The organism is Pseudomonas sp. BCA17 (assembly GCF_004519405.1).
In the GTDB taxonomy this organism is placed as follows: Bacteria; Pseudomonadota; Gammaproteobacteria; order Pseudomonadales; family Pseudomonadaceae; genus Aquipseudomonas.
In genome coordinates this window covers 308,377-323,190 of sequence record NZ_SGWI01000008.1, presented here as the reverse complement: position 1 = coordinate 323,190, position 14,814 = coordinate 308,377, and the positions used below count along the sequence as shown (strand labels likewise).

General features: G+C 58.4%; 10 protein-coding genes. 4 read left to right on the top strand and 6 right to left on the bottom strand.

Annotated elements, in window-relative coordinates:
- Positions 1 to 55: 55 nt before the first annotated feature.
- The 4 genes from acs (at position 56) to EXW71_RS25970 (ending at position 6,988) form a co-directional block, all read left to right on the top strand.
- Positions 56 to 1,993, top strand: coding sequence for an acetate--CoA ligase (gene acs / locus EXW71_RS25985; RefSeq protein WP_134660619.1), 1,938 nt, complete (start codon positions 56 to 58; stop codon positions 1,991 to 1,993).
- 16 nt (positions 1,994 to 2,009) lie between these two features.
- Positions 2,010 to 2,879: an oxygenase MpaB family protein gene (locus EXW71_RS25980; RefSeq protein ID WP_123715859.1), complete on the top strand. Its 870-nt coding sequence runs from the start codon at positions 2,010 to 2,012 to the stop codon at positions 2,877 to 2,879.
- 71 nt (positions 2,880 to 2,950) lie between these two features.
- A complete protein-coding gene (locus EXW71_RS25975) occupies positions 2,951 to 3,967 on the top strand; it encodes a class I SAM-dependent rRNA methyltransferase (protein ID WP_134660618.1) in 1,017 nt (338 codons plus the stop codon).
- An 87-nt stretch (positions 3,968 to 4,054) separates the two neighbouring features.
- A complete protein-coding gene (locus tag EXW71_RS25970) occupies positions 4,055 to 6,988 on the top strand; it encodes a DUF748 domain-containing protein (RefSeq protein ID WP_134660617.1) in 2,934 nt (977 codons plus the stop codon).
- Positions 6,989 to 7,212: 224 nt separating this feature from the next.
- On the opposite strand, the gene EXW71_RS25965 is transcribed toward EXW71_RS25970, so the two are convergent.
- The 6 genes from EXW71_RS25965 to infB all read right to left on the bottom strand — a co-directional run bounded on the left by EXW71_RS25965 (position 7,213) and on the right by infB (position 14,787).
- Entirely contained in the window at positions 7,213 to 7,812 is a 600-nt protein-coding gene (locus tag EXW71_RS25965) for a BON domain-containing protein (RefSeq protein WP_134660616.1), read from the bottom strand.
- Between the two features lie 291 nt (positions 7,813 to 8,103).
- Complete coding sequence (pnp, locus tag EXW71_RS25960; protein WP_123715855.1) at positions 8,104 to 10,209, bottom strand: polyribonucleotide nucleotidyltransferase; 2,106 nt, start codon at positions 10,207 to 10,209, stop codon at positions 8,104 to 8,106.
- A gap of 195 nt (positions 10,210 to 10,404) precedes the next feature.
- Positions 10,405 to 10,674, bottom strand: a complete 270-nt coding sequence (gene rpsO / locus EXW71_RS25955; RefSeq protein ID WP_003177875.1) for a 30S ribosomal protein S15 — start codon at positions 10,672 to 10,674, stop codon at positions 10,405 to 10,407.
- A gap of 114 nt (positions 10,675 to 10,788) precedes the next feature.
- Complete coding sequence (gene truB, locus EXW71_RS25950) at positions 10,789 to 11,706, bottom strand: tRNA pseudouridine(55) synthase TruB (RefSeq protein ID WP_034117853.1); 918 nt, start codon at positions 11,704 to 11,706, stop codon at positions 10,789 to 10,791.
- Between the two features lie 3 nt (positions 11,707 to 11,709).
- A complete protein-coding gene (gene rbfA / locus EXW71_RS25945; protein WP_123715853.1) occupies positions 11,710 to 12,105 on the bottom strand; it encodes a 30S ribosome-binding factor RbfA in 396 nt (131 codons plus the stop codon).
- A 159-nt stretch (positions 12,106 to 12,264) separates the two neighbouring features.
- Positions 12,265 to 14,787: a translation initiation factor IF-2 gene (gene infB / locus EXW71_RS25940; protein WP_123715852.1), complete on the bottom strand. Its 2,523-nt coding sequence runs from the start codon at positions 14,785 to 14,787 to the stop codon at positions 12,265 to 12,267.
- Positions 14,788 to 14,814 lie beyond the last annotated feature (27 nt).

The following is a 14,814-nucleotide window of genomic DNA, read 5'->3' as shown; positions in this document are numbered from 1 at the left end:
CCGTCCACAGGGCGCATCTTTATGACTTGTCGCAAAACAAGAATAAGGAATGCTCATGTTCGATATCAGCCAGTATCCCAACGCCGATGCCGTCCGCCGGGCTGCACAACTCAGTCAGGAGGACTACCAGCGCCTCTATCGTCAATCCATCGAGCAACCCGATGCCTTCTGGGCTGAACAAGCCAAGAGCTTTCTCGACTGGATCTCACCCTGGCATACCGTGCACAGCGCCGACATCAGCACGGGCGCCGCTCAATGGTTCGCCGGCGGCCAACTGAATGTCAGTTACAACTGTATCGACCGCCACCTGGCCGAACGTGCCGACCAACCGGCCTTCATCTGGGAAGGCGATGATCCTTCACACTCTTCCAAAATTACCTACCGCCAACTCCACCAGAACGTCTGCCGCCTGGCCAACGTACTGAAAAGCCGTGGCGTGAAGAAAGGCGACCGGGTATGCATCTATATGCCGATGATTCCGGAAGCGGCCTACGCCATGCTGGCCTGCACGCGAATCGGTGCCGTGCACTCGGTCGTGTTTGGGGGGTTCTCGCCAGATGCCTTGCGCGACCGCATTCTCGACGCCGACTGCCGCACCGTCATTACCGCCGATGAAGGCGTGCGTGGCGGTAAGCCGATTGCATTGAAAAAGAACGTCGACAAAGCCCTGGCCAGTTGCCCGAACGTCGGCACGGTATTGGTGGTACAGCGCACGGGCGCGGCCGTGAGTTGGAGCGCAGGCCGTGACCTTGCGTACCAGCAAGCCCTGGATGCGGCCAGAGATGACTGCCCGCCCGAGCCGATGGATGCCGAAGACCCGCTGTTCATTCTCTACACTTCCGGCAGCACCGGTAAACCCAAGGGCGTGCTGCACACTACCGGCGGTTACCTGTTGCAAGCGGCGATGACCTTCAAATACGTACTGGATTACCGCGATGGCGAAGTGTTCTGGTGCACAGCCGACGTGGGCTGGGTCACCGGGCACAGTTACATCGTGTATGGCCCGCTGGCCAATGGCGCTACCTCGTTGATATTCGAAGGAGTGCCGAGTTACCCCAACAGTTCGCGCTTCTGGCAGGTGATCGACAAACATCAGGTCAATATCTTCTACACCGCACCCACCGCACTGCGCGCACTGATGCGTGAGGGCCACGGCCCGTTGGAGAACACGTCACGCGCCAGCCTGCGCCTGCTGGGCAGCGTCGGCGAACCGATAAACCCGGAAGCCTGGGATTGGTATTTCAATGTGGTGGGAGAGCAGCGCTGCCCGATTGTGGATACCTGGTGGCAGACCGAAACCGGCGGCATCATGCTCAGCCCGTTGGTCAGCGCCCAGCGTGTCAAACCCGGCTGTGCGACCCAGCCCTTGTTCGGCGTACAGCCCGTACTGCTGGACGAGCACGGCAAGGAATTCAGCGGCGCCGGCAGTGGCATACTCGCGATCAAAGCCAGTTGGCCAGGGCAGATCCGCAGCGTCTACGGCGACCCGCAGCGCATGATCGATACCTATTTCAAACCTTACCCCGGCTATTACTTCACCGGCGACGGTGCACGACGCGATGAAGATGGCGACTATTGGATTACCGGGCGCATCGATGACGTGATCAATGTGTCCGGCCATCGGATCGGCACCGCCGAAGTGGAAAGCGCCCTGGTGCTGCACGACCAAGTGGCCGAGGCCGCCGTGGTGGGCTACCCCCATGACCTCAAAGGCCAAGGTATCTACGCATTTGTCACGCCAATGAATGGCGTCGAGCCCAGTGATGCGTTGAAGAAACACTTGCTGGATCTGGTCAGCCAGGAAATCGGCAGCTTTGCCAAGCCGGAACTGATCCAATGGGCGCCAGCCTTGCCGAAAACCCGCTCGGGCAAGATCATGCGACGTATTTTGCGCAAGATCGCCTGCAACGAACTGGACAGCCTCGGTGATACCTCTACCCTGGCCGACCCCAGCGTTGTAGACGGCCTGATCGACAAACGCCTGAACCGATAGGAAACCCCGAGTCGCCATGGAATTTATCCGCAGCCGTATCGAAACCCAACTGATGAGCCTGACCGGCCTGTCGCTGGGCCAACTGGACCTGGAAAACCCCAAGGGCGATCCCGGCCTGTTCGGGCCGGACTCGGTGAGCTGGCAAGTACATGGCGACTTCTGCAGCATGCTCATCGGCGGCATCACTGCGTTGATGCTGCAAGCCTTGCACCCACTGGCGTTGGCTGGTGTGTGGGACCACTCGAATTTCCGCCAGGACATGCTCGGGCGCCTGCGTCGGACCTCGCAGTTTATTTCCGGCACTACTTTCGGCTCGCGTAAGGATGCCGAATGGCTGATCGAAAAAGTGCGCACCATCCACCTGCAAGTGGTCGGGCATGCCCCGGACGGGCGACCCTATGCGGCCAGCGACCCAGAACTGTTGACCTGGGTGCATGTGGCTGAGGTCAGCAACTTCCTGGCCGCGCACCTGCGTTATCGCAACCCGCACCTATCGGGACGGGATCAGGATCGTTATTACAGCGAAATCGCCCTGGTAGCCGAACGGCTGGGGGCGAGGCATGTGCCACGTTCACGGCAGGAAGTCTCGGATTACCTCGCACGCATCCGCCCACAGTTGCTCTGCGACGAACGCAGCCGCGAAGTGCTGCGTCTGCTGGTCAATGCGCCCGCACCAAGCACCCTGGCCAAACCCTTTGGCAGCCTGATGATGCAAGCCGGGATCGACCTGCTGCCGGACTGGGCCAGTGCCTTGCTTGAGCAACACCAGACCCCATTGCAACGTCAGTTGATTCGCGCCGGAGTCAAGCGTAGCGCGCCGTTGCTACGTTGGGCGATGCGCAATGGTTCGGTGCAACGTGCCCATCGGCGGATGGGGCTGATGTAGGCTGGCGCCTATAGCTGTTAAACTCCGCGCCCACCTTTACCCTCTCTTATCCAGCACGCAAGGCGCGTTCCATGTCCTCCCTGAATCAGGCGCTGCGCGCCGCCCTCGATCAACGCCAAGACCTGATCAATGAGCTGCACGCCCAAGGCACTGACTGCTACCGGTTGTTCCACGGCAGCCAGGAAGGCGCTGGCGGCCTGACCATCGACCGCTACGGCCCGCAATTGTTGGTGCAGAGCTTTCACCAGCCTCTGGAAACAGCTGACCTGCTGGACGTGCATCAGCTGATCAACCAGTTCATGGGCCTGGAGTTGCTGCTGGTGTACAACGACCGCTCCAGGGGCAACTCGCGGATCGACCGCGAAGACACGGTGTACCGCGCTGAGTCTGCAGCGCTGGAAGATCTGGTCGGCCATGAGTGGGGGCTCAATTACCGCGTACGCGGGCGCCACGCCGGGCAGGACCCACTGCTGTTTCTCGACTTGCGCAATACCCGCGGCTGGGTCAAGACGCACAGCGCCGGCAAGAGCGTGCTGAACCTGTTCGCCTACACCTGCGGCGTGGGCTTGAGCGCAGCCGCCGGGGGCGCGCGCGAGGTGTGCAACCTGGACTTCGCCGAGGGCAACCTGGCGGTCGGTCGTGAAAACGGCCTGCTGAACCCCGAGCTGCCCACAATGCAGTTCGTGCAGTCCGATTACTTCCCGGCGATTCGCCAACTGGCGGGTTTGCCGATCACCCAGCGCCGTGGCCAAAAACTGCCGAGCTATCCACGCCTTGAGCAGCGCCAATATGACCTGGTATTACTCGACCCACCGGCCTGGGCCAAGAGTGCTTTCGGTACCGTCGACCTGTTGCGTGACTATCAAAGCCTGCTCAAACCTGCGCTGCTCGCCACTGCCGACAACGGCGTACTGATCTGCTGCAATAACCTGGCAAAAGTCAGCATGGATGACTGGCGCGAGCAGGTGCTGCGTTGCGCCGAAAAAGCCGGGCGCCCGGTACGCGACTGGCAGATCATGACGCCGGGAGCGGACTTCCCCTCCCAGGACCAACAGCCGCCGCTGAAGACTTTGATCCTGCAATTGTAAGAGTTATCCCAACCCCCCCGGTTCTTCGGAACCGAAATCCCGTGCCATACTCCAAGGCACTCTCGTTCGATATAGATGCCGCCGCCCATGCCCAAAGGATTGATTCGCGCCATCGGCGCCGTGTTGACTGCTCTTGCTCTGTACAGCCTGCTCGGCTTCCTGATTTTGCCCGGTATCGCCCTTCGGGTTGCCAATCAACAGTTGGCCAACTACGCCACGGTGCCGGCACGTATCGAGCGCATCGAACTCAACCCGTTCAGCCTGGAAGTCACGGCATGGGGCCTGCAGATCGGTGAACCCGGCAAGGAACAGGTGGGTTTCGAACGTCTTTACGCCAACCTGCAGATCGACAGTCTCTGGACCCGCGCTCTGCACCTGGCGGATGTACAGCTGGACAAGCCCAAGACCGAGTTGCTGTTCGACAAGTCCGGCCAACTGAACCTGGCGCAGTTGTTCAAACTGCCGCCGAGCGAACCAACCCCGGCCGACCCAAACGCCAAACCCTTCCCTTTGCGTATCGACAGCATCAAGTTGGCGCGCGGTTATGTGCACTTTCAAGACCTGCGCCCCAGCGAGCCCATCGAGTTCCTCTACGACAAACTCGACTTCGAGCTGAAAAACCTCAGCACTTTGCCCGAAGACAACGCCAACATGACCTTGGTGGCCGCCGGTCCTCAAGGCGGGCAGATTGACTGGAAAGGTAATTTCAGCCTGATACCGATCACGTCCCAGGGCACACTGAAAGTCACTGATGGCAAGATGAAAGCCTGGTGGCCCTATGTACGTGATGCCTTGCCGCTGGTGCTTGAAGACGGCGTGCTCAACTTCAGCACCGATTACACGTTCAGCCTGGCCAAGGAAACCGAACTGAACCTGACAAATACCAGCGCCAGCATCGCCCCCTTTGCGATCAAGGCGCCGGACGGCCGCCCGTTGGCACGCCTGGAGCGCCTGGACGTCAGCGAAACCACGGTAGATCTGGCCAAGCAGCAAGTAGTGGTCGGCAAGATCCGTAGTAACAAGCTGGAAACCTGGGCCGCCCGCGAGGCCGATGGGCAACTGGACTGGCAGAAACTGTTCGCCGGCCAACCGGCCAAACCAGCCAAGGCACCGGAGCCGAAGACCGCGCCGGCCACTGCCGACTCGCCAAAAGCTGAAGCCGCGGCCCCGAGCAAACCCTGGCAAGTACTGCTCAAGGACGTGCAGTTGCGTAATTACCAGGTGCACTTGGCTGACCGCGCGGCCAAGCCTGCGGTAGCGCTGGAGCTGGGCCCGTTGAATGTCGATATGCAGAACTTCGACAGCCTCAACCAGAGCCCCTTCACCCTGAAGGTCGACTCCGGCCTGGGCAAGCAAGGCAAGATCCAGGCAACCGGCGAGGTCAACCTCAACCCCGTCAGCGCCAGGCTGAAAGTGGACACCCAGGACATAGACCTGCGGGTTGCCCAGTCCTATATCAGCCCATTCATTCGCCTGGAACTGCGCAGCGGCATGCTGGGCAGCAACCTTGATGTGAACCTCAAAAGCACCGAACCGCTGGCGTTGCAAGTCACCGGTCGCGCACAAGTCGACCAGTTGCATACGCTGGACACCCTCAAGACCCGAGACTTCCTCAAGTGGCAGCGCCTGGTACTGGAAGGCGTGAACTATCAGCACGGCCAGAGCCTGTCGATCGACAAGGTCAACCTGCTGCAGCCGTATGCACGCTTTATGATCAACGATGACCGCACCACCAACATCGACGATTTGCTGATTCCACAACCGGCCGGCAGCGGCGCCAAGCCCACCACCAAATCGGCGGCGAGCAACGAGAAGCCACTGGGCATTCATATCGGACAAATTGCGATCAACGATGGCTCGGCCAACTTTGCCGACTTCAGTCTCACACCCAATTTCGCTACCGCCATTCAACAGCTGAACGGGCAGATCGGCACCATCGACAGTCGCCAGGCCAAACCGGCCAGTGTCGATATCAACGGCAAGGTTGACCGCTACGCGCCAGTGACCATCAAAGGCAGCGTCAACCCGTTTGACCCGATGGCGGCGCTGGATATCGCCACCAGCTTCAAACGGGTCGAGCTGACGACGCTGACGCCCTACTCGGGCAAGTTCGCCGGCTTCCGCATTCGCAAGGGCCGTCTGAACCTGGACCTGCACTACGTGATCACCAAAGGCCAATTGAAAGCCGAAAACAAAGTGGTGGTCGAACAACTGCAATTGGGTGAGAAAGTCGACAGCGCCGATGCCGTGGACCTGCCGATTCGACTGGCGATTGCGTTGCTCAAAGACAGCGACGGCAAAATCTCTATCGAACTGCCGGTGAGCGGTGATTTGAACAACCCGCAATTCAGCGTAATGCCGATTGTGTGGCAGACCCTGCGCAACCTGGTGGTACGTGCGGCGACAGCGCCATTCAAATTCATTGGTGGGCTGATTACCGGGGGTGGCTCGGAAGACCTCAGCAGTGTGTCTTTCGCGGCGGGTTCCAGTGAGTTGAGTAAAAACGCAGAAGACGCCCTGAACACGTTGGCCAAGGCACTTAAAGAGCGTCCTGCGCTGCGCCTGGAAATCGAAGGCACGGCGGCAGCTAGCAGCGATGGTCCGCTCCTTGCGGCCCAACGCCTGGAGCGTGAATACCAATACAACTACTACAAGATGCTGCAACGCCGTGGCGACAAAGTCCCGGCCCAGGCCTCGTTGCTGGTCGTACCGGAGAAGGAAAAGGCGCCATTGCTGGAAGGCATCTACCGCACACGCTTGAAACAACAACCGCCGGCTGAATGGAAAGACCTGAGCAGTGATGACCGTACGGCGAAGCTCAAAGACGGTGTAATCAAGTTCTGGAGCACCAGTGACGTGCTGCTGCGCCAACTGGGTCAGGATCGGGCCGGCGCCATCAAGGACTACCTGGTGGACAAGGCGAAACTGGAAGATGACCGCGTTTACTTCATTGATGCGCAATTGGGGCAGGCTGAGAAAGATGGGCGTGTCATCACCCCCATGCATCTGGATGCTGAGTAAACCGCGACGGACAACCGATGGGGGAGCGGGCAAGCCGCCTCCCCTTTCTTCTCCGTGTGCTTTCTAGATATTTCTGCCCGCAAATAAAACAGGCCCCGGCACAAGTGCCGGGGCCTGTAATGACCACATCCGTGTGGTCGATCGCATGAACGCCAGAGGTGCATTGGGTGGATAGCTGACTCACCCTAAGCCGCCGCCGTCCAGTTCAGACGAAAAAGGGTGCGTTACTCTGCGTGCAGGCCAGCAGCCGAAACAGATTTCACGCCTTTGATTTTCTTGGCAATGTTCACCGCGGTGGTTTTCTGAGCTTCGGTGATCGCTACAGTCGACGACAGGGAAACTACGCCGTTGTTGGTTTCGACTTTGATGTCGGTGCCAGGAATGCCTTTCTCGGTAACCAGATCAGCTTTTACTTTGGTAGTGATCCAGGTATCCGAAGTCCCTTCCTTGGCTTTGTCGATGTTGTCGGCTTTGACAGCACCGCCAGCCAGCAGGCCATCAGCGGAAACCGCTTTTACGCCTTTGATTTTCTTGGTGATTGCTACGGCAGTTTCTTTCTGCGCGTCAGAGATAGCGACTGTCGAGGACAGGGAAACCACGCCTTTGTTGGTTTCAACCTTGATGTCCGAACCAGGAATGCCTTTCTCGGTCAGCAGGTCAGCTTTTACTTTGGTGGTGATCCAAGTATCCGAGGTGGACTCTTTAGCCTTGGTCACTTCACCAGCTGCCAAAGTCATAGGGGCCTGGGAAGTCTGAGCAAAGGCTACGTTAGCACCCATGGCCAGGGTCAGAGCGGTAGCAGTAGCGAGAGCGAACTTCTTCATACGAGTAACTCCTGTTTTATTAAAAGTCTGCAGCGTGTAGACCTTGATGCTGCAGCGTTAACAGGGATATTGCAGGCAGTGTGCCAACTCAGAATCAGAACTAAACCTTTTAAAATCAATAACTTATAAAAATGGCACATTTTCGGAATCGTGCAACTTGCATGAACCTCATCGTGCCTGCATGCAAGTTGCGGTTTTTTTCTTTGGCTAAATGGCTGATTTTGCTTACTTTTCCATCGCCCATAAAAAAGGACTCCGAAGAGTCCTTTTTTCAGCCTGAGCTAAGGGTGATTAAACGCCCGACGCCTTGGCTGCTGCTACGTCCTTGATGGACAGCTTGATACGGCCGCGGTTGTCCACGTCCAGTACCAGCACTTCCACTTCCTGGCCTTCTTTCAGAATGTCGGTCACTTTCTCAACGCGAGCATCGCTCAGCATGGAGATGTGTACCAGACCGTCTTTGCCCGGGAGGATGTTGACGAATGCGCCGAAATCGACGATGCGCTCAACTTTACCGACATAGATCTTGCCGATCTCGGCCTCAGCGGTGATGCCCAGAACGCGCTGGCGTGCAGCTTCAGCCGCTTCCTTGGTTTCGCCGAAGATCTTGATCGAGCCGTCGTCTTCGATGTCGATCGAAGCCTTGGTTTCTTCGCAGATCGCACGAATAGTCGCGCCGCCTTTACCGATGACATCACGGATTTTGTCGGTGTCGATTTTCATCGCGATCATGGTCGGAGCGTTTTCCGACAGTTCGGTACGGGACTGACCAATGATCTGGTTCATCTGGCCGAGGATATTCAGGCGCGCTTCCAGGGCTTGGCCCAGGGCGATTTCCATGATCTCTTCGGTGATGCCTTTGATCTTGATGTCCATCTGCAGCGCGGTCACACCTTTGGCGGTACCGGCTACTTTGAAGTCCATGTCGCCCAGGTGGTCTTCGTCACCCAGGATGTCGGTCAGGACGGCGAACTTCTCGCCTTCTTTAACCAGGCCCATGGCGATACCGGCAACCGGCGCCTTCATCGGCACACCGGCGTCCATCAATGCCAGGGACGCACCGCAAACGGAAGCCATGGAGCTGGAACCGTTGGACTCAGTGATTTCCGACACAACACGGATGGTGTACGGGAACACGTCGGCGGCAGGCAGCATGGCCTGAACCGAACGGCGAGCCAGACGGCCGTGACCGATTTCGCGACGACCAGCACCACCCATGCGGCCACACTCGCCCACCGAGAACGGAGGGAAGTTGTAGTGCAGCATGAACGGGTCTTTTTTCTCGCCTTCCAGGGTGTCCAGCAGCTGTGCGTCACGGGCAGTACCCAGAGTCGCGACTACCAGAGCCTGAGTTTCACCACGGGTGAACAGGGCCGAGCCGTGGGTCTTAGGCAGAACGCCGACTTCGATGTTCAGCGGACGTACGGTGCGGGTGTCGCGACCGTCGATACGTGGCTTGCCGTTAACGATGTTTTCGCGAACGGTACGGTATTCGATTTCACCGAATGCAGCTTTGACGTCGCTGGCGGAAGGCTGGCCTTCTTCACCGGACAGCTTGGCTACAACCTGATCCTTCAGTTCGCCCAGGCGAGCGTAACGGTCGGCCTTAACGGTGATGGTGTAGGCATCGGAAATGGCAGCGCCGAATTCGGAACGGATAGCGCCCAGCAGCTCGGTGGCTTCCGGAGCGGCAGCCCAGGTCCAGGTTGGCTTGGCAGCTTCGGCAGCCAGCTCTTTAACAGCCTGGATAACAGCCTGGAACTCGTCGTGAGCAAACAGTACTGCGCCCAGCATCTGATCTTCGGTCAGCTCTTTAGCTTCCGATTCAACCATCAGGACGGCTTCCGAAGTACCGGCAACGACCATGTCCAGGCTCGAAGCTTTCAGTTGCTCGTAAGTCGGGTTCAGCAGGTAGCCGGTGCTTTCGTGGAATGCAACGCGGGCAGCGCCGATCGGGCCATCGAAAGGAATGCCGGAAATAGCCAGGGCCGCCGAGGTACCGATCATCGCAGCGATGTCCGGATCGGTCTTCTTGCTGGTGGAAACGACGGTGCAGACTACCTGCACTTCGTTCATGAAGCCTTCTGGGAACAGCGGACGGATCGGACGGTCGATCAGTCGGGAAGTCAGGGTTTCTTTCTCGGAAGGACGGCCTTCACGCTTGAAGAAACCGCCAGGAATCTTACCGGCAGCGTAAGTTTTTTCCTGGTAATGAACGGACAAAGGGAAGAAGCCTTTGCTCGGATCAGCGGTCTTGGCACCTACAACGGTCACCAATACGGTGACGTCGTCGTCAACGGTAACCAGCACTGCGCCGGAGGCTTGACGGGCAATACGGCCTGTCTCGAGGGTAACGGTCGACTGACCGAACTGGAATTTTTTGATAACCGGGTTCACGGTGTCCTACCTTCTTTGTGGCTCTTGGGGGAACTTGTCTTCTTGCGAAATTCTTGGGCAATGCCGGGAATCGGCCCGACTCTAGTCCAGGGTAAAACGTGTATCCAGATAAAACTTGAGGCTGGGAGCCTGCCATGGGTCAGCGGGAATCCCACTGACACACGACAGACAACCAACCTCTAGCGCAATCGCTTATTAGCGACGCAGACCCAGGCGACCGATCAGAGTCTGATAACGACCCAGATCCTTGCCTTTCAGGTAGTCCAGCAGCTTACGGCGCTGGTTTACCATGCGGATCAGACCACGACGGGAGTGGTGATCTTTACCGTTGGCCTTGAAGTGACCTTGCAGCTTGTTGATGTTGTGGGTCAGCAGTGCAACTTGCACTTCTGGCGAACCAGTGTCACCAACAGCTTGCTGATAGTCAGCTACGATTTGTGCTTTTTCTTGAACGTCGAGAGCCATGAGGCAATCCTTTTTTCAGGAAACCACCCAAGGGTGATCTCAACAGGCCAGGGACAAATCCCTGTATCAAAAAATGAGTGTTGACCGTGCCTGTTAACAGCCACACTCGTCCGGTCATTCTGACCGAATCAGTCGACGTGGCGCGATGCGCCCGTCTTCGCTCACTTCACCGATACCGATAAAGCGACCGTTATGATCCTGTACCCGCACCATACCGAACTTCGGAGCGTCCGGGGCACGTACCGGCTGGCCGTTGAGCCAGTAGAACGCGCTGTGCTCCGAAAAGTGCAGCAATGGCCAATCCAGCAAACCGCTGTCCGATGGCATGAGGAAGCGATCAACCGCTTCATTGCCGCCTTCGGCGTGTACGGCTTCCAACTCTTCCAGCGTAACGGTCTGCGCCAGGCTGAAAGGTCCGGCCTGCGTGCGTCGCAGTTCTGCAACGTAGGCGCCGCAACCAAGCTTTTCACCAATATCTTCCACCAGGGTACGGATATAGGTGCCTTTGCTGCAGTCCACCGCCAAACGAGCGGTGTCGCCTTCGCAGGCGAGCAATTCCAAGCGCGCAATAGTAACAGAACGCGGTTCACGCTCCACTACTTCGCCCGCACGTGCCAGCTTGTAAAGAGGTTGCCCATCACGCTTGAGTGCCGAGTACATCGGCGGTATCTGACTGATTTCCCCACGAAAAGCGGGTAAAGCAGCCTCGATATCAGCACGACCAACGGTCACATCGCGAACCTGCAAGACGTCACCTTCGGCATCGGCCGTGGTGGTGGTTTTGCCCAACTGCATCAGGGTTTCGTAACCCTTGTCGGAATCGAGCAAGTATTGCGAGAACTTGGTGGCCTCGCCGAAGCACAACGGCAGCACGCCGGTGGCCAGGGGATCGAGGCTGCCGGTGTGCCCGGCCTTCTCGGCATTGAGCAGCCAGCGGACTTTCTGCAACGCGGCATTGGAGGTAAAGCCAATGGGTTTGTCGAGCAGAATGATGCCGCTGACATTACGACGGATACGTTTGACCTGAGCCACCGATTACTCCTTGGCGTCTTCAGGTGTGGACGTGTGTTGGCTGTCTTCAGCCACGGCGCGCTCGATCAAGGCCGACAGGTGCGCACCACGCACGACGCTTTCGTCGTAGTGGAAGTGCAACTGGGGAACGCTGCGCAGCTTCATTTCGCGGGCCAACTGCATGCGCAGGAAACCTGCGGCCGAGTTGAGCACCTTGATGCTTTGCGCGATTTCTTCGCTACTGTCCTGGCCCATCACGGTGATGAAGATCTTGGCGTGCCCCACGTCACGGCTCACTTCAACGGCGGTGATGGTCACCAGGCCAACGCGAGGGTCTTTGACTTCGCGACGGATCAGTTGGGCCAGCTCGCGCTGCATCTGATCGCCGATACGCTGGGTACGGCTGTATTCTTTTGCCATGTCTTGTTACCTGTTACTGCCACACGGTGAAACCCGTGGGGTCTGAAAGCGGCAAACGCCCGGCCTGACAAAAGCCAGACCGGGCGTTGCGTTTAGAGTCCGTACGCGGCTAGGGGCATCTGCATGCTCACACGCCGCGTGGCTCCTGAAGTGCGCGAGTTAGAGGCTGCGAGCAACCTGAACTTTCTCGAAGACTTCGATCTTGTCGCCAACCTTGACGTCGTTGTAGCTCTTGACGCCGATACCGCACTCCATGCCGGCACGTACTTCGGAAGCGTCATCCTTGAAGCGGCGCAGGGATTCCAGCTCGCCTTCGAAGATAACGATGTCTTCACGCAGTACACGGATTGGACGGTTACGGTACACGGTGCCTTCGATAACCATGCAGCCAGCGACCGCACCGAATTTAGGCGAGCGGAACACGTCACGCACTTCGGCGATACCCAGGATGTTCTCCCGGACGTCACTGCCAAGCATGCCGGTGAGGGCTTTCTTGACGTCTTCGATGATGTCGTAGATGACGTTGTAGTAACGCATGTCCAGGCCTTCCTGCTCGACGATCTTGCGAGCGCCGGCATCGGCACGCACGTTGAAGCCGAACAATACAGCGTTGGAAGCCAGTGCCAGGTTGGCGTCGGATTCAGTGATACCACCGACACCGCCACCGACAACACGCACTTGCACTTCGTCGTTACCCAGACCGTTCAAGGCGCCGTTCAACGCTTCGAGGGAACCACGTACGTCAGACTTGAGGACGATGTTAAGCGTCTTCTTCTCTTCCTGGCCCATGTTCTCGAAGATGTTTTCCAGCTTGCCAGCGTGAGCACGGGCCAGTTTGACTTCGCGGAACTTGCCTTGACGGAACAGAGCCACTTCACGGGCTTTCTTCTCGTCGGCAACCACGCTCATCTCGTCACCAGCGTCCGGAGTACCGTCCAAACCAAGGATCTCGACCGGGATAGCCGGGCCAGCTTCCTTGATTGGCTTGCCGTTCTCGTCGAGCATGGCACGTACACGGCCGTAGTTCGAACCGACCAGTACCATGTCGCCTTGGCGCAGGGTACCGTCTTGAACCAGAACGGTCGCAACCGGGCCACGGCCCTTGTCGAGACGCGATTCAACTACAACACCACGGCCTGGGGCCGATGGCGTAGCGGTCAGTTCCAGAACCTCGGCTTGCAACAGAACAGCTTCGAGCAGTTCGTCAACGCCGGTACCCATCTTCGCGGAGACCGGTACGAATGGAGTGTCACCACCCCACTCTTCCGAAGTCACGCCATGCACCGACAGTTCGCTACGGATGCGATCGAGATCAGCGCCCGGCTTGTCGATTTTGTTCACGGCAACCACCAGTGGTACGCCAGCCGCCTGAGCGTGCTGAACAGCCTCGATGGTTTGTGGCATCACGCCGTCGTCCGCAGCAACCACCAGGATCACGATGTCGGTCGCCTTGGCACCACGGGCACGCATTGCGGTAAACGCAGCGTGACCAGGGGTGTCGAGGAACGTCACCATGCCACGGTCGGTTTCAACGTGGTACGCGCCGATGTGCTGGGTAATACCGCCGGCTTCGCCAGCAGCCACCTTGGCACGACGGATGTAGTCGAGCAGGGAGGTTTTACCGTGGTCAACGTGGCCCATTACGGTCACAACCGGTGCACGGGAAACCGCCTCACCTTCAAACTTCAGGGACTCGGCCAGGGAATCTTCCAGGGCGGTGTCGCTGACCAGGGTCACTTTATGGCCCAGCTCTTCAGCAACCAGCTGGGCAGTTTCCTGATCCAGTACCTGGTTGATGGTGGCCGGAGTACCCAGCTTGAACATGAACTTGATGATTTCAGCTGCCTTGACCGACATCTGCTGGGCGAGATCGCCCACAGTGATGGTCTCGCCGATCTTCACTTCACGCACGACAGGGCCGGTTGGGCTCTGGAAACCGTGGGCGTTGCGTTTTTTCAGCTTGGCCTTGCCGCGGCCACCACGACGGAAGCCATCGCTTTCTTCGTCAGTAGTACGCGGGGCAACGCGTGGAGCAGGCGCTTTCTCTTTGACCGAGGCACGATGTGGAGCGTTTTTACGCTCACCATCGCCACCACCACCGCGACGATTGTTATCGTCAGCACGTGGTTTGTCCGGACGACGAGGTTCTTCACGCTTGCGCTCTGCTGCAGGCGCTGGAGCTGCGGCAACCGGAGCGGTCTCACGCACAGCTTCAACAGGCGCGCTAGGTGCGGCAACTGCATCAGCGGCAGCAGGTTGCGCAGCGGCAGGCTGGCGACGCGCTTCTTCTTCGGCGCGGCGCTTGGCTTCTTCTTCAGCCTTCTGACGAGCAGCATTTTCTACTGCACGACGTTCTTCCAGCTCGCGTTTACGCTCGGCTTCGATTTCTTCCGGGCTGCGCTGTACGAAGACTTTCTTCTTGCGTACCTCAACGCTGATGCTCTTGCTACCAGCAACACGCAGGGTGCTGGTGGTTTTGCGCTGCAATGTAATCTTGCGCGGTTCTTCCACTTTCGCCTTGTGGCTGCTCTTCAAGTGAGTCAGCAAAGACTGCTTCTCACTATCGCTCACACCTTCATCGGCGGCGGTGTGCGGCAGACCTGCCTCACGCATCTGCTGCAACAGGCGCTCTACCGGTGTTTTGACCTCATCGGCCAGTTGTTTCACCGTGACTTGCGTCATGCACTTCTCTCCTCAGGCCGCGCCTAA